The organism is Prosthecomicrobium pneumaticum (assembly GCF_014199915.1).
GTDB lineage: Bacteria > Pseudomonadota > Alphaproteobacteria > Rhizobiales > Kaistiaceae > Prosthecomicrobium > Prosthecomicrobium pneumaticum.
The window spans coordinates 45,775-72,302 of record NZ_JACHOO010000001.1 but is presented as its reverse complement, the minus strand read 5'-3'; the positions used below and the strand labels follow the sequence as shown (position 1 = coordinate 72,302).

General features: G+C 69.3%; 24 protein-coding genes. 18 read left to right on the top strand and 6 right to left on the bottom strand.

Going from position 1 to position 26,528, the window contains the following annotated elements:
• The first annotated feature begins 4 nt into the window (after window positions 1–4).
• From flgG to GGQ63_RS00275, 14 genes are all read left to right on the top strand, one after another.
• Window positions 5–793, top strand: coding sequence for a flagellar basal-body rod protein FlgG (gene flgG, locus GGQ63_RS00340; RefSeq protein WP_183851612.1), 789 nt, complete (start codon window positions 5–7; stop codon window positions 791–793).
• A gap of 14 nt (window positions 794–807) precedes the next feature.
• The gene (gene flgA, locus GGQ63_RS00335; RefSeq protein WP_183851611.1) at window positions 808–1,287 is read left to right on the top strand and encodes a flagellar basal body P-ring formation chaperone FlgA; all 480 of its coding nucleotides are present in this window, start codon (window positions 808–810) and stop codon (window positions 1,285–1,287) included.
• Window positions 1,287–2,390 (top strand): flagellar basal body P-ring protein FlgI, encoded by a 1,104-nt coding sequence (locus GGQ63_RS00330; protein ID WP_183851610.1) that lies wholly within the window; start codon window positions 1,287–1,289, stop codon window positions 2,388–2,390. Before flgA ends, GGQ63_RS00330 begins: the two co-directional genes overlap by 1 nt.
• A gap of 43 nt (window positions 2,391–2,433) precedes the next feature.
• Window positions 2,434–3,180, top strand: coding sequence for a MotE family protein (locus GGQ63_RS00325; RefSeq protein WP_183851609.1), 747 nt, complete (start codon window positions 2,434–2,436; stop codon window positions 3,178–3,180).
• Entirely contained in the window at window positions 3,180–3,896 is a 717-nt protein-coding gene (gene flgH, locus GGQ63_RS00320) for a flagellar basal body L-ring protein FlgH (RefSeq protein WP_183851608.1), read from the top strand. Before GGQ63_RS00325 ends, flgH begins: the two co-directional genes overlap by 1 nt.
• 13 nt (window positions 3,897–3,909) lie before the next feature.
• On the top strand, window positions 3,910–4,410 hold the full coding sequence (locus GGQ63_RS00315; RefSeq protein WP_183851607.1) for a flagellar basal body-associated FliL family protein: 501 nt from the start codon (window positions 3,910–3,912) through the stop codon (window positions 4,408–4,410).
• The gene (gene fliP / locus GGQ63_RS00310; protein ID WP_183851606.1) at window positions 4,407–5,162 is read left to right on the top strand and encodes a flagellar type III secretion system pore protein FliP; all 756 of its coding nucleotides are present in this window, start codon (window positions 4,407–4,409) and stop codon (window positions 5,160–5,162) included. Before GGQ63_RS00315 ends, fliP begins: the two co-directional genes overlap by 4 nt.
• 298 nt (window positions 5,163–5,460) lie before the next feature.
• Complete coding sequence (locus tag GGQ63_RS00305; protein WP_183851605.1) at window positions 5,461–6,714, top strand: flagellin N-terminal helical domain-containing protein; 1,254 nt, start codon at window positions 5,461–5,463, stop codon at window positions 6,712–6,714.
• A gap of 642 nt (window positions 6,715–7,356) precedes the next feature.
• Entirely contained in the window at window positions 7,357–8,994 is a 1,638-nt protein-coding gene (gene fliF, locus GGQ63_RS00300) for a flagellar basal-body MS-ring/collar protein FliF (RefSeq protein WP_183851604.1), read from the top strand.
• Window positions 8,994–9,623, top strand: a complete 630-nt coding sequence (locus tag GGQ63_RS00295) for a hypothetical protein (protein ID WP_183851603.1) — start codon at window positions 8,994–8,996, stop codon at window positions 9,621–9,623. Before fliF ends, GGQ63_RS00295 begins: the two co-directional genes overlap by 1 nt.
• Window positions 9,624–9,630: 7 nt before the next feature.
• On the top strand, window positions 9,631–10,857 hold the full coding sequence (locus tag GGQ63_RS00290) for a MotB family protein (protein WP_183851602.1): 1,227 nt from the start codon (window positions 9,631–9,633) through the stop codon (window positions 10,855–10,857).
• A complete protein-coding gene (locus GGQ63_RS00285; protein ID WP_183851601.1) occupies window positions 10,854–13,757 on the top strand; it encodes a hypothetical protein in 2,904 nt (967 codons plus the stop codon). Before GGQ63_RS00290 ends, GGQ63_RS00285 begins: the two co-directional genes overlap by 4 nt.
• Window positions 13,754–15,763 (top strand): flagellar hook-length control protein FliK, encoded by a 2,010-nt coding sequence (fliK, locus tag GGQ63_RS00280; protein ID WP_183851600.1) that lies wholly within the window; start codon window positions 13,754–13,756, stop codon window positions 15,761–15,763. Before GGQ63_RS00285 ends, fliK begins: the two co-directional genes overlap by 4 nt.
• The gene (locus GGQ63_RS00275; RefSeq protein WP_183851599.1) at window positions 15,714–16,280 is read left to right on the top strand and encodes a transglycosylase SLT domain-containing protein; all 567 of its coding nucleotides are present in this window, start codon (window positions 15,714–15,716) and stop codon (window positions 16,278–16,280) included. The genes fliK and GGQ63_RS00275 overlap by 50 nt, the downstream gene beginning before the upstream one ends.
• 139 nt (window positions 16,281–16,419) lie before the next feature.
• Here the strand turns inward: GGQ63_RS00275 and GGQ63_RS00270 are convergent, their stop codons facing one another.
• Window positions 16,420–17,133: a protein phosphatase CheZ gene (locus tag GGQ63_RS00270; protein ID WP_246429546.1), complete on the bottom strand. Its 714-nt coding sequence runs from the start codon at window positions 17,131–17,133 to the stop codon at window positions 16,420–16,422.
• 175 nt (window positions 17,134–17,308) lie between these two features.
• Here GGQ63_RS00270 and GGQ63_RS00265 point away from each other — a divergent pair, with 175 nt between their 5' ends.
• Together GGQ63_RS00265 and GGQ63_RS00260 are read left to right on the top strand one after the other, a co-directional pair.
• Window positions 17,309–17,692, top strand: coding sequence for a response regulator (locus tag GGQ63_RS00265; RefSeq protein WP_183851598.1), 384 nt, complete (start codon window positions 17,309–17,311; stop codon window positions 17,690–17,692).
• A gap of 234 nt (window positions 17,693–17,926) precedes the next feature.
• Complete coding sequence (locus GGQ63_RS00260) at window positions 17,927–18,595, top strand: response regulator transcription factor (RefSeq protein WP_183851597.1); 669 nt, start codon at window positions 17,927–17,929, stop codon at window positions 18,593–18,595.
• Window positions 18,596–18,645: 50 nt separating this feature from the next.
• On the opposite strand, the gene GGQ63_RS00255 is transcribed toward GGQ63_RS00260, so the two are convergent.
• From GGQ63_RS00255 to GGQ63_RS00235, 5 genes are all read right to left on the bottom strand, one after another.
• On the bottom strand, window positions 18,646–19,452 hold the full coding sequence (locus GGQ63_RS00255; protein ID WP_210308337.1) for a response regulator: 807 nt from the start codon (window positions 19,450–19,452) through the stop codon (window positions 18,646–18,648).
• Window positions 19,449–19,766 (bottom strand): hypothetical protein, encoded by a 318-nt coding sequence (locus tag GGQ63_RS00250; protein ID WP_183851596.1) that lies wholly within the window; start codon window positions 19,764–19,766, stop codon window positions 19,449–19,451. The genes GGQ63_RS00255 and GGQ63_RS00250 overlap by 4 nt, the downstream gene beginning before the upstream one ends.
• Window positions 19,767–19,840: 74 nt before the next feature.
• Window positions 19,841–20,242: a response regulator gene (locus GGQ63_RS00245; RefSeq protein ID WP_183851595.1), complete on the bottom strand. Its 402-nt coding sequence runs from the start codon at window positions 20,240–20,242 to the stop codon at window positions 19,841–19,843.
• A complete protein-coding gene (locus tag GGQ63_RS00240; RefSeq protein ID WP_246429545.1) occupies window positions 20,239–21,954 on the bottom strand; it encodes a sensor histidine kinase in 1,716 nt (571 codons plus the stop codon). The genes GGQ63_RS00245 and GGQ63_RS00240 overlap by 4 nt, the downstream gene beginning before the upstream one ends.
• Before the next feature lies 1 nt (window position 21,955).
• Window positions 21,956–22,456, bottom strand: coding sequence for a putative pterin-binding protein (locus GGQ63_RS00235; protein WP_183851594.1), 501 nt, complete (start codon window positions 22,454–22,456; stop codon window positions 21,956–21,958).
• A gap of 295 nt (window positions 22,457–22,751) precedes the next feature.
• Between GGQ63_RS00235 and GGQ63_RS00230 the strand changes: the two genes are divergently transcribed.
• Window positions 22,752–24,905 carry an ATP-binding protein gene (locus tag GGQ63_RS00230; protein WP_183851593.1) on the top strand — a complete coding sequence of 718 codons (2,154 nt, stop codon included), beginning with the start codon at window positions 22,752–22,754 and terminating at the stop codon, window positions 24,903–24,905.
• 73 nt (window positions 24,906–24,978) lie between these two features.
• Entirely contained in the window at window positions 24,979–26,457 is a 1,479-nt protein-coding gene (locus GGQ63_RS22165; protein ID WP_183851592.1) for a methyl-accepting chemotaxis protein, read from the top strand.
• The last annotated feature ends 71 nt before the right edge of the window (window positions 26,458–26,528 follow it).

Below are 26,528 nucleotides of genomic sequence, written 5' to 3'. Positions count from 1 at the left end.
GCAGATGAGAGCGCTCGCCATCGCCGCGACCGGCATGAACGCCCAGCAGACCAATCTCGAAGTGATCGCGAACAACATCGCGAACATCAACACGACGGGCTTCAAGCGCGCCCGTGCCGAGTTCGCCGATCTCCTCTATCAGGCCGAGCGTGCCCAGGGCGTTCCCAATGTCGATGGCGGGCTGCCCATTCCGGACGGCGCGCTGGTCGGCCTCGGCGTGCGCACGGTGGGCGTGCGCAACATCCATATCCAGGGGCCGCTCACCCAGACCGGCAACCCGCTCGATCTCGCGATCAACGGGCGGGGCTGGTTCCAGATCACCGGCCCCACCGGCGAGACGCTGTTCACCCGCGCCGGCTCCTTCAACAAGGGACCCGACGGGCAGCTTGTGACGAATGACGGCTATGTCGTCATCCCGGCGATCACGGTGCCTTCGGACGCCACCGAGATCGTCGTCAACGAGAGCGGCACCATCTACGCCAAGGTTCCAGGCCAGGCCGAGCCGACCCAGCTCGGCCAGATCGGACTCGCCAATTTCGCCAATGACGGCGGCCTCGAGCCGATCGGCAACAATCTCTACCGCGAGACGTCCGCCTCGGGAACGCCGGTGACGGGCCTTGCCGGCGATCCCGGCTTCGGCAAGATCCATCAGGGCTATCTGGAGAGCTCGAACGTCGATCCCGTCAAGGAGATCACCGAGCTGATCTCGGCGCAGCGCGCCTATGAGATGAATTCGAAGGTCATCCAGGCCGCCGACGAGATGGCCGCGACGGTCTCGAAGGGTATCCGCTAGCAAGGTTCTCCATCATGATCCGGTTGCTGTCGGGGGCGGCGGTGGCGCTCGCCCTCGCGCTCGCCTGCGCGCAGGCGCAGGAGGCTCTCCCCGCCGCCGCATCGCCCGAGGTGATGCTCCCCGTCGCCGCGGTGACGATCACCCCCGGCGACACCATCACCGACGCGATGCTGCTCGACCGCCCCTTCCCCGCGGGGGTCGTCGCCCGCTATCCGGTCGCGCACGACCGCGGCCAGCTGGTCGGCAAGATCGCACGGCGCATGCTCTTGCCGGGCAATGCGATTCTCGTCGCCTCCGTCGCCGAGGCGCAGCTCGTGCTGCGCGGCACGGGGACCGAGCTGGTGTTCGAGGAGAACGGGTTGCGCATCACGGCGCTCGGCGTGCCACTCGAATCGGGTGCGCTGGGCAGCGTCGTGCGCGTGAAGAACAGCGACAGCGGCCGGATCGTGTCCGGCGTCGTCCAGTCGGACGGAACCGTCAAGGTGGGCCCGTGATGCGCATTCTCTCGGCCGCCCTCGCCCTCTCCTTCGCGCTCGCCGGTCTCGGCGGCGCCGGTGCCGCGACCCGGATCAAGGACGTCTCGAGCGTCGAGGGCGTGCGCGACAACCAGCTGATCGGCTACGGCCTCGTCATCGGCCTGCAGGGCACGGGCGACACGCTGCGCAACTCGCCCTTCACCGAGCAGGCGATGCAGTCGATGCTCGACCGCATGGGCATCTCGGCGCGCGGCGTGCCGCTGCGGGCGCGCAACGTCGCCGCCGTCGCGGTGACGGCGAACCTGCCGGCCTTCGCCGGCATCGGCGCCCGCATCGACGTCAATGTCGCCTCGCTCGGCGATGCGACATCACTGCGCGGCGGCACGCTTCTGATCACCCCCCTCGCCAGCATGGACGGAAAGACCTATGCGGTCGCGCAGGGCCAGCTCGCGGTGACGGGCCTCACCGCCGCCGGCGCCGCCGAGAGCGTGACCGAAGGGGTGCCGACCGGCGCCCGCATTCCGAACGGCGCCCTCGTCGAGCGGCCCGCCCCCGGCCGGCTCGACACGCTCGACAGCTTCGTTCTCGCCCTCGACAACCCCGACTTCACGACGGCGTCGCGGATCGCCGACGCGATCAACGCCCGTTTCGCCGAAGGCAAGCGGCCGATCGCGGAAGAGCGCGATCTCGGAACCGTGGTCGTGCGGCGGCCCGCCCGGCTCAACGCCGCGCGTTTCCTCGGCATGGTCGGCGAACTGCCGATCGAGCCGGACACGGCGGCGCGCGTGGTCGTCGACCAGCGCTCCGGCACCGTCGTGATCGGCCGCAACGTGCAGATCTCAACCGTCGCCGTGACCCAGGGCAATCTGACCGTGCGGGTCACGGAGAATCCGGTCGTCTCCCAGCCCGCGCCCTTCTCGGAGGGCGAGACCGTCGTGCTGCCGCGCACCGACGTCTCGGTCGAGAGCAGCGGCGGACATCTCGCGGTGGTGAGCGGCACCGATCTCGAAACCCTCGTGCAAGGTCTGAACCGTATGGGCATGAGGCCGACCGACATCATCGCCGTGCTCCAGGCGATCAAGACGGCCGGCGCGCTCCAGGCGGATCTCGTCATCCAGTGACGCCGCCTTTTCCGGGCCGCATCGGCGGCCGTGAAGGTGACCAATGACCCTGAGTGTCGTTCTGTCCCATACCTTCGCCTTCGTGGCCGGCGGCGTCGTCGGCCTGATGGCATCCGGCCTGCTCGTGGTCGCGCGCGGTCTCGGCTCTTTCGACGACCGTGCGGACGAGCCCGAAGCCGTCGGATCGCAATCCGTCGAGCGACCGGCCAAGGCGTTCCCTCGCATGCTCGGCCTCGCCGCGGCAGCGGCGCTGCTCACCGCCCTCGTCGTCCCTCCGCCGGCCCGCGCGGAGAGCGCGCCCGCAGCCGAGCATGGCGGCGGCGCAGAGGCGGCCGCCGCCGAGCCGGCGATGACGGCCCGGTCGGTGCCCCCTCCGGCGCCGCGCGGCACCAATGCCGAACAGTATTGCCAGGGCGTCGCGCAGGCGGCGCAGGACGCGCGCTTCGCCCGCCAGAAGGCCGCGCTGGAGGCGATGCAGAAGACCATCGACGAACGGATCGCCGCGCTCGAGGCCAAGCGGGCCGACTACGAGACCTGGCTGAGCCGCCGCGAGGAGTTCCTGAAACAGGCCGACGAAAACCTGCTCGCCGTGTTCTCGCAGATGCGGCCCGATGCGGCCTCCGCGCAGCTCACCATCATGGGCGACGACCCGGCTGCGGCGATCCTCGCCAGGCTCAACCCCCGCGTTGCGAGCGCGATTCTCAACGAGATGGAGCCGGCGCGCGCCGCACGGCTCACCGGCGTGATGGTCGGCATCGCCAAGCGGGCGCGCTCGAACGGGACCTCGTGATGCGCCGCCTTCTCATCCCGCTCGCCGGGCTCGCCCTCGCCGGCTGCCAGACGAACCAGTTCGACAATCTCGCCACCGGTCCTTCGCTGAGCCCGGTCGGCTATGGCGTCTCCTCGCCGGCAGCGCCGATCCCGGTCGCCTTCCCGCCGGAGCCGCGCCGCAGCTTCGCCTCGACCTGGGACCAGAGCAGCCAGAGCCTCTATCGCAGCATCCGGGCGAGCCGCGTCGGCGACGTTCTGACCGTCAGCATCGCCATCGACGACCAGGCGCAGTTCGACAATTCGACAGGCCGGTCGCGCAATTCGGCACGCAAGGGCGGCTTCGACGTTTCCTTCGGCGCAGAGGGCTTCGGTGGGCTCGGAACCTCCGGCTCGACGACCGGCGACCTCACGCTCAACTCGGACACCGAGGCGAAGGGCAAGGGTTCGATCGACCGTTCCGAAAAGCTGCGCCTGTCGATCGCCGCGATCGTCACCGACGTGATGCCGAACGGCAATCTGATGATCCGCGGCTCGCAGGAAGTGCTCGTCAATTACGAAGTCAGGGTGCTGACGATCGCCGGCATGGTCAATCCGCTCGACATCTCGGCGGGCAACCAGATCGCCTACGACAAGATCGCCGAGGCACGCATCTCCTATGGCGGCCGCGGCCGGTTGATGGACGTTCAGCAGCCGGCCTGGGGCCAGCGCATCGCCGACGTCGCCGCGCCCTTCTGACCCCGGAATCGTCATGGCCATTGAAGAGAATGAAGGCGGCAAGGGCGCGGGCGGCAAGCTCGGCTTCCTTCTGCCGATCCTGGTTCTGACCCTGCTCGGCGGCGGGGGCGGCGCCGGCCTCGGCATGCTCGTCGCCTCGAATGTCGAGCAGACGGTCACGGAGCGGGAGAAGGAAAAGCCGCCCGAGCCCGATACGCCGCCCTTGCGCTACGCGCTCGGCGAGACGACGGTCCAGCCGCTCGAGCCGATCGTCACCAATCTCGCCGCGCCGAGTTCGACCTTCGTGCGGATCGAGGCCGCGATGGTATTCAAGACCGGCACCCTCTCCAACCCGACGGTGGCGGCGGCGGAAATCCGCGACGACGTGATGAGCTATCTGCGCACGCTGACGCTCAGCCAGATCGAGGGTCCGAGCGGCCTGCTCCATCTGCGCGCCGATCTCGACGAGCGGGCGAAGATACGGACCGAAGGTCACGTCGACGAGCTGATCGTCCAGACGCTGGTGGTGCAATGATGCGCAGCCTCGTGCGCCCGGTGATCGCCGTCGCCGCCACGCTCGTCGCCGTCCCGGCCACCGCGCAGACCGTGCCCGGCCTCTCGGACCTGCTCGACCAGGCGGGCGGGGCGGCTGCCACCGGCCGCATCGTACAGATGATCGCGCTGCTGACCGTGCTCTCCGTGGCGCCCGGTCTCCTGATCATGGTGACGAGCTTCACCCGCTTCGTCGTGGCCTTCTCCTTCCTGCGCTCCGGACTCGGCCTGCAATCGACGCCGGCCAATCTCGTGCTCATCTCGCTGTCGCTGTTCATGACCTTCTACGTCATGGGCCCGACCTTCGACCGCGCCTGGAAGGAGGGCATCCGGCCGCTCACGGAAAACCAGATCACCGAACAGGAGGCGCTGGCCCGCACCGTCGAGCCGTTCCGCGCCTTCATGCTGTCGCAGGTCCGGCCGAAGGATCTCGACACCTTCGCCAACCTCGCCATCGAGACGGGGCAGACCGCCAGCACCGATCCGGAGACGATCGAGCTGCGCATCCTGATCCCCGCCTTCATGATCTCCGAATTGCGCCGCGGCTTCGAGATCGGCTTCCTCATCGTGCTGCCCTTCCTCGTGATCGACATGGTGGTGGCGACGCTCGTCATGTCGATGGGCATGATGATGATGCCGCCGGCAGTCATCGCCCTGCCCTTCAAGGTGCTGTTCTTCATCCTGATCGACGGCTGGAACCTGCTCGCAGCCGGGCTGATCCGCTCCTTCCTCTGATCGCCGCCGGCCTTCCGCGTCCGCCGGCGTCTTTCGGGCCGCGTCCCTCCCCTGGGGCGCGGCCCGAAATGCTCTCGAGCTCCCCTTTCCGGGACGACGCTGCGGCAAGCCTGGCGCAAGCTTCCGATGCGAAGCTCGAAACATGGCAGATTGACCGCCGGCCACCATGGTCCGTCGGACGAGAGACGAACCCCGCAAGGACGTCTCCCAACAAAGGCATGACGCCGCCTCTGCCATGCCGGTTTCAGCCCGGTATGTCCCGCGAAACCTTCATACAACCCTCAAGGGACATTCTATCATGACGAGCCTGATGACCAACACGTCCAGCATGGTCGCGCTGCAGACCCTGCGGATGATCAACTCCAACCTCGACGAAACCAACAACCACGTTTCGACCGGCCTGAAGGTCAATTCGGCCGCCGACAACGCGGCGTATTGGTCCATCGCCACGACGACCCGCTCCGACAACGGTGCGCTCGGCGCGGTGAAGGATGCGCTCGGTCTCGCCAAGTCGTCCGTCGACACGGTGAACACCGGCCTCGATACGGTCCGGAACGCGCTGCAGAAGGTCAAGGAGAAGCTGATCACGGCCGCGTCGCCCGACGCGGACCGGACCAAGCTCCAGACCGAGATCACCAGCCTGCTCGACGAGTTGAAGAACAACGCGGCGAGCACCGTGATCTCCGGCTCGAACTGGCTGTCGGTCGACTCGAGCGAGGCGAACTACAACGCCAACAAGGCGATCGTGGCGTCGTTCTCCCGCACGGGTGACACGGTGCAGGTCGACACGATCAACATCGATACGTCGAAGTTCAAGCTGTATGACTCGAACACGACGAAGCATACCTCGGTCGCCGCGGCGGTGACCACGGCGTCGGCCACCTACGCCACGGCGAAGACCACGGCCGACACCACCTACGACACCGCCAAGACGACCGCGGACACGACCTATAACACCGCGATCGGCGCGGCCGACACGACCTTCGCCGGTTCGGCGATGGACGCGGCGGCGGTCGCCACCCGTGACGCCGCCTATGCGACGGCGAAGAACACGCGGGACTCGTCCTATGCGACGGCGGGCGCCGCCAAGAAGACGGCGCTCGACGGTGCGGTTCTCGCGCTGAAGAACTCGCTGGGCGCTTCGGGCACCAACGATCTCGGCATCCTCGACAAGTCCCGCGTCGCCGCGACCGCCAGCGGCACGGCGACCGTCAGCTCGATCAAGGATATCGACATCTCGGGCCTGTCCTCCAGCCAGGCCGATCTCGACAAGATCGCGAACTACACCTCGATCGTCGACTCGGCTCTGACCGACCTGACCGATGCTTCCACCACGCTCGGCTCGGCTTCCAGCCGCATCGAGTCGCAGACGAACTTCGTGCAGGCCCTCCAGGACGCCAACAATCGCGCCATCGGTGCGCTCGTTGACGCCAACATGGAAGAGGAGTCGACCCGACTGAAGGCCCTGCAGACGCAGCAGCAGCTCGCCGTCCAGTCGCTCGGCATTGCCAACTCCTCGTCCCAGAGCGTGCTCAGCCTGTTCCGAGGCTAAGCGGCACTCCTCCCGCTCAGTCCCGGGCGCCCGGGCCACGCTTCTTCGGAAGCGTGGCCCTTTCTGTTTTCGGGGGCACGCGGACCCGCGAGGATGCAACCCTCGGACAAGCCAGGCGCGCGAGGATGCAACTGTGCAGGGCGCCGGCCCCCCCGCTCGGCGTCCTGCCAACCGCATGCCTCCGTTCCGTGCGCGATTCCTCCATACCCGCGTCGCGCGGCCGGAAAGGCGCTCCACGGCCCCCACCGTGGCGCGCTCGGAGGCATGCGGCCCCCTTTTCGACGGCCCGCGACACCGGCGGACCGTCCTTCGCACTCTGCGAAAGTCCCGGCCCGTCGCCCCTTCCTCCCCGCGACGACCGGCAAACTGGCCACGCTTCGAAGGAAGCGTGGCTTTTTTTTCGAACGGATGCTCTCCCCCCTCGCTCCGTCGCGTCGCAATGCCCATGCAAGCTCGTCGCGCGAGGTTCGGTTCGTCGAGACGGCCGGCGGTGCCCATGTCTCGATCGCCGCCTGCCTCTCGTCCGGATGCCGTCGCTTTGCCCCCACTTTCGGCGCATCCGGACTGGCGCCCCGGGTCCCCACCCCGGGGCGCCGAGGCGGCGGTCCCATCCCGCAGGGCCTTCGACGGAGCCAATGAGCCATGGTCGCGCGTCAGCAACTCGCGCTGCTCCTCAGCAATCTGCGTCAGCTCGGCGCCAGGCGGCTCGTCGCGCTCGGCCTGATCGGCCTCACCGTGCTCGCCACCATCGCGCTCGGCGCCTACTATCTGAGCCAGCCGACCAGCGAGGTGCTCTACGCCAATCTCGGCCGCGAGGACGTGACGCGGATCGGCGGCGCGCTCAAGGACTCGGGCATCGACTTCGACGTCAATGCCGACGGCTCGGCCGTCCTGGTCGCCCCGGCCGATACGGCGCGCGCCCGCATGCTCCTCGCCGAGAAGGGCCTGCCGCAGAGTTCGAGCTCGGGCTACGAGCTGTTCAACGATGTGCACGCGCTCGGCCTCACCTCCTTCATGCAGGAGGTGACGAAGGTCCGGGCGCTCGAGGGCGAGCTCGCCCGCACCATTCAGACCATGCAGGGCATCCGGGCCGCGCGCGTTCACATCGTGCTGCCGGAGCGGGGCTCGTTCCGCCGGGAAGAGCAGCAGGCCTCCGCCTCTGTGGTCATCCGCACCGACAATCCGAACGACGCCACGGACGCCAGCGCGATCCGGCATCTCGTCGCCGCCGCCCTGCCGGGCATGAAGATCGACGGTGTCACCGTGCTCAACACCGAGGGCGACGTGCTCGCCGCGGGCGACGACCCGACCAATGCCTCGGCCGGACGCAAGGCGCTTCTCCAGGACCAGTTGAACCGGGAGACCGAGGCGAAGATCCGCCGGGCCCTGACGCCCTATCTCGGTATCGACAATTTCCAGATCAGCGTCGCCGCCCGCCTCAACACCGACCGCGTGACGACGAGCGAGACGACCTACGATCCCGGTTCGAAGACCGAGCGCTCCGTCCGGGTCGTCCGCGAGACCGGCAGCGCGCAGAACCGCTCGCAGCAGCAGAGCGCGTCGATCCAGCAGAACGTCCCGACGGAGCAGGCCGCTGCGGATGGCGGCAACAATTCGAACGAGGAGAACAACCGCCGCGAGGAGCTCACCAATTTCGAGATCTCCTCGCGCAACACCGAAACGGTGCGCGACGCCTTCACGGTCGAGAACCTGTCGATCGCCATCCTCGTCAACCGGGCGCGCCTCGCCCCGGCGGCCGACGCCAAGGACGCGGTACCGATCGAAACCCAGATCTACGAGATCGAGCAGATCGCCGCCGCCGCCGCCGGGTTCGACAAGGACCGGGGCGACAAGCTCAAAGTCTCGGCGGTCGAGTTCGCCGACGGAAATGGCGAGCTGGAGCCGGTGCCGCCGCTGTCCTGGACCGAGGTGCTGATGCGGCAGATGGGGACGGTGGTGAACGCCGCTACGATCCTCATCGTGGCCGTTCTCCTGATCTGGTTCGGGCTCAAGCCGGCGGTGCGGGCGATCGTCGCCCGGCCGGACGAGGCCGAAGCGATCGAGGCGGCGATGATCGCGGCGCCGGCCCCCTTGGGTGAACTGCCCGCCCCCGACGGACCGGAACGGCTGACTGCGGCCGAGCAGGTCAACCTGATCGAGGATCTCACCTCGCGCATGAACCGTTCGCCGCAGAAGCGGCTGGAACAGATCGTCGACTTCGATGAGGAGCAGGCCGCGGCGATCCTGCGTCAGTGGCTGCAACAGGAGGCGCGCGCCTGATGCACGCCCTGATGGAGCATCTCCCCGACTTCTCGCACGCCCTGCCGAAACTGGTCGGCGCGGAGCGGACCAAGGCCGAGTCGGGACACGCGCCGGCCGCAGCGCCTTCCGCGCCCCCGCAGCCCGACCTGAAGGCGATCGCGGAGGCCGCCGCCGCCGAGGGGCGCCGCGCCGGCGAGGCGGCCGCCCGGCAGGCGTTCGAGCGCCAGCGCGCCGAGGATCAGGCTCGACTCGAGGAACGCATTGCCGCGGAACGCAAGAGCTGGAGCGAACGGGAAGGCGACGGTCTCGCCCGCGCGCTCGAAGCCGGCCTCGCCGGTCTCGAGCGGACGCTCTGCGATCGGCTCGCCCGTGTCGTCGAGCCGTTCCTGGCGCCGGCAATGCGCAACCGCGCTCTCGACGAGCTCGCCGGTCTCATCCGCGCGGCGATCGCCGCCGAGAACATGCCCTTGCTGCGCGTCAGCGGTGCGCCCGACCTGATCGATGCGCTGCGCGCCCGGCTCGCGGCCGACGCGCCGGTCACCTTCGAGCCGGCCTCGGGCGCCGAGGTGACCGTCACGGCGGGGGCGACCCTGCTCGAAACACGCATTGCGGCATGGCTCGCCCGCCTCGGCGAACAGGAAGTCTGAGGATCAGATGGCCGATCACGAACACGAACTCATCATCATCAAACGTCACGACGACGAGGAGCACGAGCACCACTCGAGCGCCTGGAAGGTGGCGCATGCCGACTTCATGACGGCGATGATGGCGTTCTTCTTGATCATGTGGCTGATCAACGTCACCGATAAGGATGTACGGAAGGCGATCGCCAACTACTTCAATCCGGTCGATCTCGCCGAGAGCATCAGTGAGCGCAAGGGGCTCAACGACCCGCAGGATACCTCCGATGCCGGCACCTCCGCGGACGGAGAATCGATGTCGACGCTCAAGAACACGGCGGGCGAGAAGACCGGCGCGGGCGAAGACGTTCAGCAGGGCAAGCACGAGAGCGCGCTGTTCCAGGATCCATACGCCGTGCTCGCCGAAATCGCGGCCGAGGCGGCGCCCGGCACGGCCACCTCGCCGGATGCCGCGATCGGCGATCAGGGTTCGCCGGGCAACGGCAATGGCGACACCCATCGCGACCCGTTCGACCCCTCCTATTGGCAGATGACCTCGAACCGCGAGGCACGCACCGACGCGCCGCCGACCGGCGGCATCACGCCGCCTTCGGGCGGCGAGCCGGACGCGCGCGCAGCGCGCACCGACCTGCCGCCCTCCGATCAGCCGGGGGAGAGCCCGCCGGCGGCCGGTGAATCCCCGGATGGTTCCCCGGATGCCCCGACGCAGGACACCGCCGACACACGGGCGGCCGAGACCGGCAGCGGCAACGCCGCCGCGCAGACGGCCGACGGCAAGCCGGCCAGTCTTTCCGAGACCATCAGGGCCGATGTCGCCGGAGCGATGAACGGCGCGGCCGGACCGCAGGTCGAGGTCCGCCAGACCAAGGAGGGTCTCGTCGTCAGCCTGACCGACGACATCGACTTCTCGATGTTCCCGATCGGCTCGGCGGTGCCCGACGCACGGCTGATCGAGGCGATGCGGCGGATCGCCGGCACGCTCGCGTCGCGGCCGGGCACCGTCGTGATCCGCGGCTACACCGATGCGCGGCCCTTCCGCTCGGCGAACTACGACAACTGGCAACTCTCCGCGGCGCGCGCCAATATCGCCCATTACATGCTGGTGCGCGGCGGGCTCGACGAGCGGCGGATCGGAAGGATCGAAGGCTTCGCCGACCGCAACCTGAAGAATGAAGCGGATCCGAACGCGCCCGAGAACCGCCGGATCGAAATCCTCCTGCAGCAGGAGCCGGCGCGATGAAGCGGAGCCCGCTCGCCGCAGGCCTCGCCCTGCTCCTGCCCGCCCTGTCGGGCACAGCCCTCGCCAACGACCCCTGGGCGGGGCTGCGGGCGGATGGCGGGCCGGTCCGTGACGGCGCCGAGACGCCGCCTCCGCCCCCCGTGCCGCCATACCGGACGGCACCCGCCTCGGTCGCCGCGACCGATGCCGCCGGCCTGCCGCCGGAGCCGCGGCGGCGGCCGGCTCTGCCGCGCAGTACGGCGGGCACCTCCGCACGATCGAAGACCGCTCCGGCGGCGGCCGCGACCGGGTTCCGGCTCGACATCGCGCAGCCGGTCATGGATCCGCCGCGGTTCTGGCGCCCTTCGCCCGAGCGGATCTGGCGCGTCGTCACCAGTCCGGTGGCGCTCGCCTTGCCGCCGGCGCTCGCCACCGGGGTGACCTTCCGCCACCCGCCGGTCCCGATGGCGAAGCCGGTTCCCGCAGACGCCCCCGCCGCCCCGGCGGAACCGGTCGTCCTCGCCGAAGCGGCCGTGCCCGCGGAACCCGTCGATGCCGCGGCGGCTATCCCCGCGGAGCCGGCGAATGCCGCACCCGCGTCCGAGCCGGCGGCACCGGCGGATCGGATCGAAACCGCGCTCGCGGACACCCGGACCGCCGAAGCACCGGCCGCCGAGACGCGGCCCGCGAAGACCCCGGCCGCCGAGACGGCCGCCGCGCCCCCTGAGAAGACCGAAGAGCCCGCGCAGCCCGCCGCGGCGTCCGACCATGCTGAAACGAACAGCGAGGCCGCTGCCGAGACGCAGGCGGCAGACACCGTCCATCCTGTTGCCGAGGCCGCTCCTCCCGCCACAGCCGTCGAGACCGCGCCGGCGGAGCACGACGCGGACGTCGAGCCGGTGAAGACGGTCGCGGCCTCGCAGGCGCCCGAAGCGCATGCTCCCGCCGAACCGGTAACGCCCCCCGCAGTGCACCCGGCCGTGCCGGCCGATCAGGCCGAGCGAGCCGAGGCCGCGCAGTCGGCTGCGACACCGTCTGCTGCCGAAACCGGCCCTGCCGCTGCCGGGAGCGCTGCGCCGCAGATCGCCGAGGCGGCGCACGGCGCCGACGGACACGGCGCGACCGTCGCGGAGTCAATGGCGGCCGAGCATGCCCCGGTCGTCGTCGCGGCGGCCGAGCCGGCAGCACCGGCAGAGCCGGTTCCGCCCGCGGCGGCCGAGCCTGCGGTTCATCCGGGTTTAGCGGCAGAAGCGAACGGGCCGGGCGCTGCGGCGCTCGCAGCACCGGCCACAGCCGCGCCGGCGGCGACGCCGATCCCCGTGCCGCACGCCCGCGAAACCGAACACGTCGCGGTTGCGGCATCCGGTACCGGAGCGGAGCCGGCACCTCGGAGGCACCCCGCCGAGCCCGCGTCGGCTGACGAGCACGGCGCCTCCGAGGACCACGCGCCCTCGGAGGCCGGCGTCGACACCGCCGCATCGGCCGACGTGCCCGCCCCGACCCCTGCACCAGCCCCGGCCGATGCGCACGCGCCGGTCGCCGAACCGGCGGCCGCCGTCCCGTCCGAGCCCGTCCCGGCGGGCGCGGCTCCTGCCGTGGAGGCCGTGCACGACGCCGCCGCTGAACACGCCGCGCCCGCCGAACCGGCTCCCGTCGCGGCGGCCGAACAGACCGATCACGACGCCCCATCGGCCGAGGCCGGACAGGCCGAGGACACGGGACACGCCGCGGCCGATGCCGCGCCGGCCGAAGGACACGGCCACGACGCCGCCGGGACCGAACACGCACAGGAGGAGGCCGACGCACCGAAGGCCCCGCCTGCTCCCCCCCTCTACCGGGCGGTCCGGGAATTGCAGCGGATCCAGGACCAGATGGCCCATGGCGAGCCGGACGCCGTGGCGGCGCAGAACGCACTGATCGCCCGGATCGACCGCGAGTTCCGCGCTGCCGATCCCTCCGTCTGGGACGATCGCGACAATGCGCGCGCCCTGATCGAATTCGCGCTGGGTGGCGGTGGCCCGACGACACTGCGGGCGGTGCTCGAGCGCGCCCCGCACCCGGCCGTCGACGAGAAGCTGGTGCGCGGCAGCATCGCCTATCTGGAAGGCCGCGAAACCGACGCCATGCGAGAACTGGGCGAGATCGACGTGCGCAGCCTGCCGGACAGCATAGCCGGTCAGGTCGCCCTCGCCCAAGCCGCGCTCTGGGTGCGCAAGGACCCGAAACGCGCCGCGATCCTGCTCGGCTATGCCCGGCTCGTCGCCCCTGGCACGCTGGTCGAGGAGGCGGCGCTGCGCCGGGAGATCCTCGTCGCGGCACAGGAGGATGATCTCGACAAGTTCGAGCGCCAGACGGCCACCTATCTCTACCGCTTCCGTCACTCGGTCTATGCGGGCAATTTCCGCCAGCGCTTCGCGGCGGCGCTGACCCGGATGCGCTTCATCACCGAGCCCGGCGCGGCCGAGCGGCTCACCGCGCTGCTGGCGCCGCTCGAACCGGAGGGCCGGCGCGAGATCGGCCTTCTCGTCGCACAGGGCGCGATCGTCCGGGGGCAGACCGGCGCGGCCGAGATGGCGGCGGACCTCGTGCTCGCCGAGGCGCCGATCGGCAGCGCCGATGCCGACCGCGCGCACCTCTATCGCGGCGCCGCCCTCGCGGTCAGCCCCGAGCGCTATGCCGAGGCGCGCGAGGAACTCGCCGGGATCGATCGTGACCGGCTGTCGCCGACGGACCTGCAGCTGCTCGGCGCCGCGACGGCGGTCGCGCAGGCCGTCGCGGACGCCCCGGCCGTGATCTCGGCGCAGACAGCGCGTGACGACGCCGCCGCGGCCGAAGCCGCACCCGAGACGCAAGCCGTGCTCGCCAAGGCACAGGAGGCGCTCGGCGTCACCGACAAGTTGCTCGCCGAGGCGCCGCTTTGATCCCGCTGCGGCCCTCTCAGCCGCAGGCCGCAACGGCGCCCGGCGACGAACCCCACCCCCGCCGCGGGGACGTGCCGGGCGGCGCGGATTTCGACGCCCTGCTCGTCGGATGGGAGGCGCCTGCCGCGCCGGATGCGGCGCCGCGTTCTGCGGCAGGATTGCGCATTGCGGGCAGCGGGGAGTCCGGAGCGGCCGACACAGGCGCCGCAACGCCGGTCGATGCCGAAGGGGCGGACGCCGACCCGCTCGGCTCGAAGCCCTCCGGTCCCGCCCCGGGATCGGAGAGGGCGCCACACCCGGAGCCCGATCAGCGGGAGCGCGCGGCGGCATCGAGCGGCCGGGCACCCCTGCCGCTCCGCTTCGAGCGATCGGTGGCGGCGCTGCGCACCCTCGCCGCAATGCCGCAGGACGGCTCGCCGCAAACGCTCGAGGCCCCGCGCGTGCCTGCTCCGCCGGATGCGGCCGACCGGCCATCGGTGGAGGGGTCGCCCGCGGCGGCCCACAACCCGTTTCGTTCGTCCGGTTCGATCTCGCCCGCCCCGTCGCCGGGCGACCCTTCGGCGCGCCCGCCCGCCGGGTCCGTTCGATCCGATCGCCAGACGCCGGAGACGGGCGCTGCCGCACTGCAAGGGGCGGTGGGCGAAAACGCCGGAAGAGCAAGGGCCGCTGCGTCCCCGGACGTCGCGGGAGCGCCGGCAGGTCCGCAGCCCGGCGGGACGTCGGGCGGCGAACCCCCTCCTATGGCGGTCTCTGCAGACGTCCGCAGCGGGCGGCCCGTCACGGACGGAAGCGGCACCCCAACCCACCCGTCGCGGCAAGAGGCGCTGAAGACGCCGACCCTCCCGTACCGGCCGGTCGTTCCCGCGGCACGGTCCGCATCACTGCGCGAGCATTCGGCTGCTCTGCCGGGCGCGGCAGCGATCGACGCATCCGTCCCACCCGCTCCCGAGCCGATCGACCCCGCGCCGGCGCGGCACCGTGCCGCCGAGCCAGACATTGGAACGCCGCCGGCGGCAGCCACCGCCCCGGCCGCAAGCGCCGGCGCCGATCTGGCGGTGCTGATCGGTGCCCCGGCGCCGCCTGCTGCGGCGGCCATGGTCGAGACGTCGAGCCGTGCAGCGGAAGCGGAAGCCGACCCCGGGCCGCGCGGCCTGTCGGAGACGGCCGCCGCGGAAGAGGATGCCGGTGCGGACGCCGTCGCCCGGATGCCGGTCCGGGTGGTGCTGCGCGAGACGCACTTCGCGCCGGTTCTGCCGCAGGATTTCGCGAGCCGCTCCGTGCCTTCGGGGCGGCCGGCCGTGGAGCGCCGGTTCGCCATTGCTCTCGACGGCGCGCCCCGGCCGTTCGCCGAGCCGGCCGCCGCGCCGACCGGCTGGGCCGCGGCGGGACCGGGCTCACCCGCCGACCTGCCGGCGCGACATCCTGCCGAAACGCAGACCGGACCGACCGGCGGATTGCCCCCCGCCTATGCGGCGCCCGGCTCCGTGGCTCTCGGGTCCCCGACCTTCCGCGACGGCGAATCGCCGAGCCCCGCCAGCCAGATCGCAGACCGGATCGCTCGTGCGCTCGCTGCTTCACCGGCGGCGGAAGCGGCCGGACAGGGCGCTGCCGGAGCGCCGGGTCCCGTGCGCATCCTCGAGATCGCGCTCCATCCGACGACGCTCGGCGTCGTTACGGTGCGGCTGCGCAGCGGCCGCAACGGCGTCGAGATCAGTGTTCACGCCGCCAGGCCGGAGACGGCCCGGCTGCTCGCCGAAGGCCGCGCAGCGCTCGTGACGAGTCTCGTCGATGCCGGCTGCGCCCCCTCGGACCTCGTGATCACCGGCAACGGACCGGTCGCAGGCCTGACCGGCCACGACGCGGTCCTGCCGAACATGACGCCGCGTTCCGACGACGCCGAAGCCGGCGGCGGGCGTCGCCGCCAGGAACCGGCCCAGCAGCGTGAGAGAGGACAGGATGAAGACGACGACGATCGCCGCGGTTCTGACCGTTCTGGCGCTCGCTAGCGGAGCCGCGGCCGGAGAGCCGGCACGGCTCGGCCCGTGCGAGGCGGCTATGGCGGAGGCTTCCGCCCGCTATGGCGTGCCGCTCGCCATCCTCTACGCGGTCGGTCTGACCGAGACCGGCGGCGGTGGCCGCCTGGAGCCGCTCGCCATGAACGGCGGCGGCGAGAGCTATATTGCAGCGAGCCGGGAGGACGGCGTGCGCAAGCTCGCTGCCTTCAGAGCGAAGGGCGTGACGCTCGTCGACCTCGGCTGCATGCAGATCAACCACCGCTGGCACGGCGATCAGTTCGCGTCCGCCGACGAGATGTTCGATCCGGAGCGCAATGTCGACTATGCGGCGCGCTTTCTCGCGCAGCTGCGCCGCGCACAGGGAAGCTGGACCATGGCGGCGGCCCGCTACAATGCCGGACCGAACAACAATCCGGCGCAGAAGCGCTATGTGTGCAAGGTGATCGGCAATCTGGTCCGGTCGGGCTTCGGCGCATGGACGGCCGAATCGCGGGCCTTCTGCGGCTGAGCGGGCCGGATCCCGGGGTCCGGCGCGGTGGGCGGCGTGCGTTCGTCTCTCGGCCCGAGGCCGGAAAGAGCAGTGGCGAGGCCCCGCCGAGTGCCCGAACCCCGGCGGTCGCGGACCGCCGGGGTCGGCAGTGGGCCGTTCAGGAGAACAGCGAGTCGATGTCGTCCTGCGAGACGACGTTCTCGTCCTTGGCGAGCGCCGGGCCGTTCAACAGCGCCTGATCGCCGTCGCGCTGACCGGCGATCGTATCGGCGAGTCGCGCGACCTCTTCCTGGCCGCCCCAGATCTCCGCCATGCGGGTTACCCGCTCTTCGACGAACAGCATCAGCTCGACGACCTTGCGGATCCGCTGTCCGCTGATGTCCTGGAAGTTGCAGGCCTCGAAGATCCGCGTCGCGTAGGAATGGATCGCCTGAGCGGCCGAACGCCGGCTGCCGTCGAGCTCGCTGACGAGGGACGTCGCAGCGCTGTCGATGTTCTCCGCCATCTGCAGGATCTCTTCGGTCGCCGCCTCGGTGTCGGAGACGACGGCGTCGAGCTCGTCGGTCGCCCGGTTGAAGCGAGCGCCGCGCGCGCCGCCCGACTGCAGCGTGGCGAGCTCGAGCTTGGTGCTGTCGATGGCCTGACGGATCGCCTCGATGTCGAGCCACATCGAATGGCGGGAGCACTCCGGATCCATCTCCGGACAGCGACGGTCCAGGCGGGAAACGACGCTGCGCAGGTCGTGTAGTTCGTCGAGAATCCGGTCGATCTTCGAAGCGGCCATGCCCTGATAGGGACCCGGCGCGCGCCGCTTCGTTTCACCCTGGGTCTCGTTCATCTCGATGCGAAAGGGCCGGCGCCCGGACGGCATGTTCGTCTCCATAGCAAGCTGAAGGTCATGCTTTCCTATAAAGCCCACCCTTTGCTACGTGAAGTATCCATGCCGCGTCCATGCAAGCTTCGCGCAAGCATGTCGCCCCAGAAGATGATCTCACAAACCAGCGGTGAAAACCGCATCGTGAGATTTGCTGAAAGGATGGAGACCGATGGCCTTGGATTTGTCGATACCGGTCCTTGTGGTCGACGATTACAAGACCATGGTGCGTATCATTCGTAATCTTCTGAAGCAGATCGGCTTCGAAGACGTGGATGAGGCGGCCGATGGCACCGAGGCCCTGTCGAAGCTGAAGGAGCGCCCGTACGGCCTCGTCATCTCCGACTGGAACATGGAACCGATGACCGGCTACGAGCTGTTGAAGCAGGTCCGCAACGACGAACGTCTGTCGGGCGTGCCGTTCATCATGGTCACGGCGGAAGCGAAATCGGAAAACGTGATCGCGGCGAAGAAGGCCGGCGTGAACAACTATATCGTCAAGCCGTTCAACGCCCAGACCCTGAAGAGCAAGATCGAGACCGTGTTCGACGGCTGATCGCTCTCCTCGCCGACCGCCGTCGGACAAACGCCCTCCTCATCCGGGAGGGCGTTTTCGTTGGTGGTCGTCGCAACACTTCCAGATTGGATGGAAAGCACAAGCCAGATCCGAAGCAAACGTAATTGAGTGGATTAATTTCGGAGCCTAAGCATTTCCCATCGACTGCAGCGCCCCCAAGACGAAAGATTAAGCGGGCGCCTCAAAGATGAGTGTCATAGTTGGGGAATGGCAATGTACGTCATCGTGGATGAGCGCTCTGTCGTTCGTGACAGTTACGTGTCGAGTTTTTCACAGGAAGGACTTTCGAGCGTCGGTCTTGGCGAAGATGAATTTCGCGGCTGGATCGAAAGTGCTTCCGATCAGGATCTCGCCGCGGTGGAAGGCTTCCTGCTCGGTGACTTCGATCGCCGTCCGACCTATCCGGAAGTGATCCGCACCCACAGCCGCGCGCCGGTTCTGGCACTCAGCGACCAGCGCAGCCTCGCCCAGACGCTCGAACTCTTCACCGCCGGCATCGACGACGTCGTACGCAAGCCCGTTCACGTGCGTGAGATCGTCGCCCGCACCGATGCGATCTGGCGGCGCGTCAATGCCAGTAACGGACCGACCGAAAGCGGTCGGCTGAAGGTGTTTTTCGATGGCCGCGACCCGGAGATCGACGGCGAGCCGCTGCCTCTGCCGCGACGCGAGCGGCACATCCTCGAATACCTCGTCAAGAACAACAAGCGCCGGGTCACCAAGACCCAGATCTTCAATACGATCTATGGCATCTTCAATGACGATGTGGACGAAAGCGTCGTCGAAGGCCATATGAGCAAGCTGCGCAAGAAGCTGCGGCTGAAGATCGGTTTCGACGTGATCGACGCGAAGCGTTATCTCGGCTACCAGTTCGTCGGCTGAGTTTCGCCTGCGGGAAGACGATCCGGTCAGGCGGGGCCGAGGCCCGCCCGTCAATCGAGCGGCAAGCCGAGACGTTCCGCCTGCCGCTTGACGAAGGCGTCCATCCGGGCGCGTCCCCCTTCCGTCAGTTCGACGATGATGCGCCGCCGATCCTGCGGATCCGGCCGCCGCTCGATCAGCCCGGCTTCCTTCAGCTCGTCGATCCGCCGCAGCGCCGTCGTCGTCGGCGCGCCCGACGCGATGCAGAGGCTGGTGACCGAGATCGGGCGGCCCGATGCCTGTGCAACGGCGAGGTCGAGCAGCATCTCCCATGCCGGATCCGAGAACAGGTCGGACTTGAAGATCGCCTCGCGGTCGGCCCGCGCCGCGACGAGCGCCTTCAGATAGTTGGGTCCGGCCGCCATCGGCAGCTTGGACGCCGACGCGGCCTGCGCAGCGGCATTGCCGGCATTTCTTTGGGCGTCCTCGACGAGCGCCATAGCCCGGCGCACCGCCTGCGCAACCTCCTCGGCGAGCACCGGCTTCTGCAGGAAATCCACCGCATTGAGACGAAGCGCGCCCACCGCCCGGTCGAGCGAGGCGTGGCCCGTGATGATGATCGTCGCGAGCGGCCGCTTGCGGCGCAGCAGCGCGAGCTTCTGCAAGAGTTCCATGCCGTCGATGCGCGGCATCTGCAGATCGGTCACCACCACCTGCAGGTCTTCGTTCCGCTGTACGAGATCGATCGCCGCGACGGGCGTTGCGGCCGTCAGGTTGGGCAGCCCCAGCGCGGTCAGACCCTCGCTCAGTTCCGCCAGAATGTCGGCGTCGTCATCGACGAGAAGAACGCGCGGTTTTTCGGCTGCGATGTCGCTCATGATCCGGAATGCCCTGCCCCAGCCTCCACGACGGGGGCCTCCACCTCCGACCACCGGGCCAGCATCGTCATGAGACCGTCGGCGCTGCGCTTCGGCGAGATCAGAACCCCCAGTATGTCGTCGAATCCATAGAGACGTGCGCGGGCCAGATCGTCAATGGTCTCGCCCCCCTGCGCGGCGCCACGCAACCCCAGACTGTGACCGTGTGCCGCAACAGACCGCACGGCGTGGGGCTGCCGCGCCCCGAGCCGGGCATTGCGCGTCCGCTGCGGATCGATCGTGTCCCGGCTCACCGGCAGGTCGAGGCTGTGCACCGGCCCGCTCTCGATGAGCGGATCGCGGCGGCACTCGTCGTCAAGGGCGAACGGGGGGCGGACGGATCTCATGTTCAGCCGGCCGTTTCGGCCATCTCTCCGCGCTGCGCGATGAAGCCGCGAATATCGGAGAGGAGGATGTCGGGATCGACGGGTTTGACATAGAGCCGGTCGCAGCCGAAATCGAGATGGGTCGCGCTGTCGAGCACATGGCCGGTGATGATGATCGACATGATCGGCCGATGCGCCGGCGGCAGGGCGTGCGCCTCTGCGAGCACCTCGCCGCCGTCGAATCCGGCAATTCGGAGATCGGTGATCAGGACGTCGGGCGCGAGCCCCGCGCGCAGCCGCTCGATCGCGGCGCCGCCGCTGAAGCAGACCTCGACGCGCCAGCCCTGATGGAGAAAGAACTCGCCGAGCTCCTGCGCCAGTTCCTCCTCGTCGTCGCAGATGAGGATGGTGGATTGCGTCTTCATGCGGCGTTGCGCTCCGCGAAAGATGGGGAGATCGGGAGGTCGACCAGAAAGCGGGCGCCGGTCTCGGCGTTCTCCGCGCGGATACTGCCGCCCATGTCGCGCACCACGCTGCGGGCGAGCGAGAGCCCGAGGCCGGTGCCCTTCTCGGTCGGCTTGGTCGTGGCGAACGGCTCGAACAGCCGCTCGAGCATGTCCGGCGCAATGCCGCCGGCATTGTCCTCGACGGCGATCAGCGCCCGGCCGCCCTCCTGCCGGGCGGTGACCCGCACGACGGGATGCGCGGCCTCCGAGCGATTGTCGAAGGCGTCGCGGGCGTTGACGAGGAGATTGACGATCACCTGCTCGAACATGGTCTGCTCGCCGCGGACGGCGAGTTCGTTCGAAAGGTCGATATCGATCGCGAGCCGGATCGCGGCCGCACGATATTGCTCGGCGACGAAGCCGATCGCCAGTTCGAGCGCCGGGCGCAGCGCAAAGGGCTGCAATTGCTCGGTCGGCATGCGGCCGTAACGGCGGACCTGATCGGTGATCCGCTTCGCGCGATCGACCTGTGCCGAGATCCGGTCGAGCTTCGCGGATACCGGTTCCCCGCCTTCCAGCCCGGAAAGATGCCGCCGGGCATTGGCGACCGCCATCTTGATGACGGCGAGCGGCTGGTTGAGCTCGTGGGCGAGCGCGGTCGCCATCTCGCCGAGCGTCGCGAGCTTCGCCGCCTGCATCACCTTCAGCTCGGCGTTGCGGACCTGGGTGGTGTCGGCGAGAACGAGCAGGTGCTGCGGCCTGTGCTCCCAGAGCACCCGGCAGAACGAGCCCCGCAACGAGACGACATCGCCGGCGCCGCGCGCATAGGCCATCGACAGCATGCCCCAGCGATTGCCTTGGCCCTGCGCGGCCGCCTCGCGGGCGGCCCGGACGAAGCGGGGCCAGGCCGGATCGTCGCGCGCATCGGAAACGAGCGCCGCGGCGCTGCCGTTCATGAAGCTCACGGAATCGTCGCGCGGGTCGACCACCACCATACAGGCGGGCGTCGCCTCGATCACAGCGCGCAGGTTCTCCTCCATCGCGGCGATGGCGGCCTTGCCCTGCACGATCTGCGCGAGCTGGACACGGTCGCGCCGACCCTGAAGAATGAGGATGACGGCGAGAGTCGCGCCGGAGAGAAAAAGCAGAACCAGAGGCACGATGCCGGGCGCCTGCTCGAGCGCCCGCTCGCGGCGGAAGATCTCCTGATTGTAGGCGACCGATTCCTTCAGGATCTTCTGAAGCACCTGACCGAGGGGGCGCAGCCGCTCGGCCAAACCGCGCAAGCGCCCCGCCGCATCGGCGTTCGAGGGCGCGACCCGCCCGACCTCGTCGATGAGCGAATCGAGCTGCGATTCGAATGGCTTGACGATCGCTTCCGTCGCCACGATCTCACGAAGGATGCGTCCCTCGTCCGAGGCATAGAGCACCGGCAGCCGCGAGCGCAGAATCTCGAGCCGGAGAAGGAGGGCGTCGATCGACTCGCCGCTCGGCACGAGCGCCGCCGTGGCGAAGGCCGACTGGGTCTTCACGAACTCCAAATCGGCCTGATAGGCGACCCAGCCCGAACTGCGGATCGTCGCTGTCATCAGCGCCCGCTGCTGACTCTGCGAAACATAGATCATCGCCGTCGCGACAAACAGCGCGATCGAGGTGACGATCAGCCCCCCCTTCAGAAGTCCGATCGGCAAGTTACTCCGAAATGAAGTCAATTGATTTGACCTGCCAGACCATTCTGGACTGATAATCTTGGCGTTCGAGCTGGGAGTCGCGATCGATCGGATACATCACCCAGTAAGGGCCTTTGTCTCGGACGCGCATCGTCTCGCCATTCAGGCGCGTCGAGAGAATGACGCCGCGCGAGAACCAGTCGCCGGCAGGGACGGTCGCGGAATAATCATTGAGCGCGACGACCTCGGCCTCCGCCGGCCGCTCGCCCGTCAGTCCTGCGAGTACAGCGAAGGAGGGACCGGTAAACACCTGAGGCCCCTCGGTCCAGGGAGTCGCGGTCTCGATCCGCGACTGCTCGAGCCCGTCGAGATCGGAAAGCGTCAACGTGCGTTCGGCAAGCACCCGGCCGTCGCGCGTGAGCCATCGCAGAGCGAGCTCTTCGGCGACGGCCGGCGTGCTCCTCGCCCCCCCGGCGAGCAATGCGACCCAGAGCATCAAAGCGACCGCCAACCTGACGAACATCGACGCCTCCGGCCCGGGACCTTCCGTTGTCGCGGCGCAATCTGTCACAGGGGCCACCGGGATGCTTCCGCGATCGTAACCGTTCCGGCATCGATCGTCGGCCGAATGATCCATTTTGGATGTGATTTCCGTCAGCACCGCCCCTTATCGTGGTCTATGGTGAAGCCGCACCTTCGGAGTGTCGTCTTGTGACGTTCACGCAATGCGCGCGCCCGATCGGGGAGAAGAGCGGCGCCGATGTCGACCGGACTCGCCGCGACGGGGTCACGCTCCCGCCGCGAGTTTACCTGTTGTCATGACGACGCCTCTTCCGCGCCCTCTCCCAGCGACCGATCCTCCCGCCCGGACCTCGGCCGATGGCTCCGGCCGCCGCCTGCTCCTCGCTATTCTGCTCGTCGCCGCCTTCATCGTGCCGACCGCGATGGCGTCGCTGATCATGAGGTTCCACGAACAGCACGAGGTGCGCGAGGCGCAGGAGACGACGCGCAAGCTCGCCCTGGTCCTCGTGTCGCATTTCGAGCGGACGTTCGAAGGCGTCGACCGCTTTCTCGACGGGCTCGCCGGCGTGGCGGAGGACGCGAGCCCCGAGGCGATGCGCTGGCGGCTCAAGGCGGCGAAGCTGCCCACCTCCGTCCTCCAGGTGTCGTTCATCGACGCGCAGGGGCAACTCGTCGCGAGCAATCTGGTGCCCCCCGGCCGCCGCATCGACCTCTCGGACCGCGAACACATCCGCAAGCACATGTCGGCCGGCGCAGAGGATAGCCGCCTCGCCGTCAGCAAGCCGGTTTTCGGCCGCGTCACCGGGGTATGGTCCGTGCAGTTCTCGAAAGCCCTCCGGGCACCGGACGGGCGGCTGCGCGGAATCATCGCCGCCTCGTACGAGATTTCCGACCTCCGCTTCTACGAGGCACTCGTTCCGGACGGGGACGGGCTCGTCGCACTGATCGGGGACGACGGCGTCATCCGGGCGAGCGCTCCGGGCGCCAGGCGCCTCGACGGCGAGGTCGCCGCCGTGGCACTGCCCGACCTTCCCTCCGCCAATGGACCGGATCCGGCCTGGTACGGCGGCGTCGGCAGCGACGGCGTGAGGCGAATCGGGGCGGTCGTTCGGTCGGAGAGCTATCCCGTCTCCGTCATCGTCGCGCGAAGCTTCGCCTCGGTTCTGCGCGAATCGCGCGAGTTCTATCTCTGGGTGATCGGCCTCGCCGCCGGTCTCGGGGTGACCATCGTCGCCCTCGCGCTGATGGTGCGGCGCTATGCGGCGCTCGGCGAGGCGCTGCGTGAACAGGCGCTGCAGGCGGGCGCGCAGCAGCGCGAGGCGCAGGTGCTCGAGGCGATCAGCCGCGTTCCGGGCATCTGCGTCCTGCTCGTCGCGAATGGCGAAGTGACCCGGATCGGGCGGTCCGAGACCTGCCGGATGCCCGACCTGATCGTCGATCGCATCCAGCGCCGCGACTTCCTCGACCGCATTCGTACCGGCCGCGTGCCCGCGACCTCCGTCGAGCACTTTTCCTGGAACGGCGAGGAATACGAGATCCAACTGGTCGTCGCCGAACTCGACGAGATCCGCGACCGGACCCGCTCCGATGCGGGCGGCGAGCCCGCGGTGGTCGTGTTCGCCGTCGACCAGACCGCACAGCGGCTACAGCAGAACAAGCTCTACCAGATGTCGAAGATGGCCTCGCTCGGCGAACTCGTCACCGGCTTGGCGCACGAGATCAACCAGCCGCTCGGCGTCATCCGGCTGGCCGCCAACAATGCGCTGACCGGGCTGCGCGGCGGGCTGCCGGCGGAGCACACCGCGGACAAGCTGGACCGCATCCTGCGCCAGGTGAAGCGGATGAAGGCGATCATCGACCATATGCGCATCTTCAGCCGCGAGAGCCCGCAGGGCCTGCAGCCCGCCGAGGCCGCCGGCATCGTCGAGGGCGTGCTGCAGGTGCTCGGCACCGAAACCCGGGTCGACGACATCACGCTCGATTTCGTGCCGCCTGCCGAGCGGCTCGACGTGCTGTGCCGACGCGAGCAGATCGAGCAGGTGCTGATCAACCTCGTCCTCAACGCCCGCGACGCGATCCGCAGCCGGCGGGCGAGCGTCCCGGGGCTGCAAGGCACGATCGCGATCGACATCGGGCGCGAGACGATCGACGGCCGGCCCCATGTGGTTCTCACCGTGCGGGACAATGGCGGCGGCATTCCCGAAACCGCGCTCGGCAAGGTCTTCCAGCCCTTCTTCACCACCAAGCCGTCCGGTCAGGGCACCGGTCTCGGTCTGTCGGTGAGCTTCGGCATCGTGCGCGAACATGGCGGCCTGTTGAGCGCCGGCAATGCAGACGGGGGCGCCGTGTTCCGGATCGCTCTTCCCGAGCGCGGCGCGGATGCCGGGGAGACGGGACCGGCGCAGGCCGCAGCGGAGCGCAGCGCGAGCACCTCCCAGGCGCCAGCCTGAGGCAAGCCCCGAACCGTAGGCAGAGCCTCGCTGCGGGCCGGCGATCACTCCGGCCGTAATGACGGGGACCTCCATGACTCTTGCCGCCACCCAGCCGCTTCGTCGCCGCGCGCGGAGCCTCCGTTTCGAGACCGCGCTGCTCGACAGACTGCCGGCGGCCGTGATGATCTGCGATGTGGGCAGCGGCATTGTCGAATACGCCAACCGCGAGGCGATGCGGCTGGTCGAGCAGATCGGCGAGGCCGTGCGGTTGCCACAGGGCCGGCTCGTGGGGGCGAATCTCTCCATTTTCGGCCTCGACATCGCGGCCACCCGGACCGCCTTGGCCGGGACCCGTGACGCATCGCTCGTCCGGACGAGCATGGTCGGCGACGAGTCGCTGAAGTTCGAGATCGTCGGGCTGCCCGATCGCAGCGGGCCGGTCTCCCATGCGCAGCTCGTCTGGAGCGTCGAGACCGGGAGAATCGAGGCCGAGAAGCGGCACCGGCGTCTCAGCCAGATGGTCGAGCAGATGCCGATCAATGTGATGACCTGCACGCGCGAAGGCTTCGTCATCGACTATGCCAACGCCACCAGCCTCGAGACGCTGCGCCGGATCGAGAAACACCTGCCGATCAAGGCATCGCAGCTGATCGGCTCGTCGATCGACGTGTTCCACAAGCGGCCGGAGATGCAGCGGCGCATGCTCGCCGATGCCTCGCGGCTGCCGCACAACGCCCGCATCCAGGTCGGCCCGGAGACCCTGGACCTCAAGGTCTCGGCCCTCACGGGTCCAGACGGCGCCTATGAGGGCCCAATGCTGACCTGGGCGCTCGTCAGCGATTCGGTTGCGGTGGCGAACAGCGTGACGGCCGTCGTCGAGGAAATGAACAGTGCCTCGCGCACGATGGAACAGGCGAGCGAGACGTTGAACGGGCTGACGGCACGCAGCGCCTCGCTGACGTCGACGGCGGCCGCGGCGGCCGTCGAGATGTCGGGCTCGTTCCGGGAGGTGAGCACGCAGATCCACTCCGCGAGCGAGATGACAGCGACGGCGGCGAACCGCGCCGATTCGGCGAACCATCTCGTCGCCGAGCTGGTGGAGAGCATAGAGCGGATCGGCAACGTCTCCGCCCTGATCGAGCGCATCGCCTCGCAGACCAACCTGCTCGCGCTCAACGCGGCGATCGAGGCGGCGCGGGTCGGCGAGGCCGGCAAGGGCTTTGCGGTGGTCGCTTCCGAGGTGAAGCAACTCGCCCTGCAGACGGCGAACGCCACCAAGGAGATCAGCAGCCAGGTCGAGAACGTCCAGCGGGCGGGCGGCGACGCGGCGCGCGCCGTCGAGGAGATCGCCCGAGGCGTCGGCACGCTGCGCGACGTCTTCACCGCCCTCTCGGAAGCCGTCGAGGGGCAGACCAGCGCGAACGAATCGGTGAGCGAGAGCATCCATCTCGTCTCGACGATCGCCGGAACGGTCCGCGGTGCCGCGGGTGAGATCGAGACGGTATCGAGCGCCCTCTCCGGCTTCGCCGACCGGCTGCGCAACGAGGTCAAGGTCCTGATCGAGCGGTAGGCGGGGAGTGGCGCCACTGCGGCAGTCGCTCTCCGGGCTCCGGTCCGGGGAGCGGCCGACGCGAACGCTGT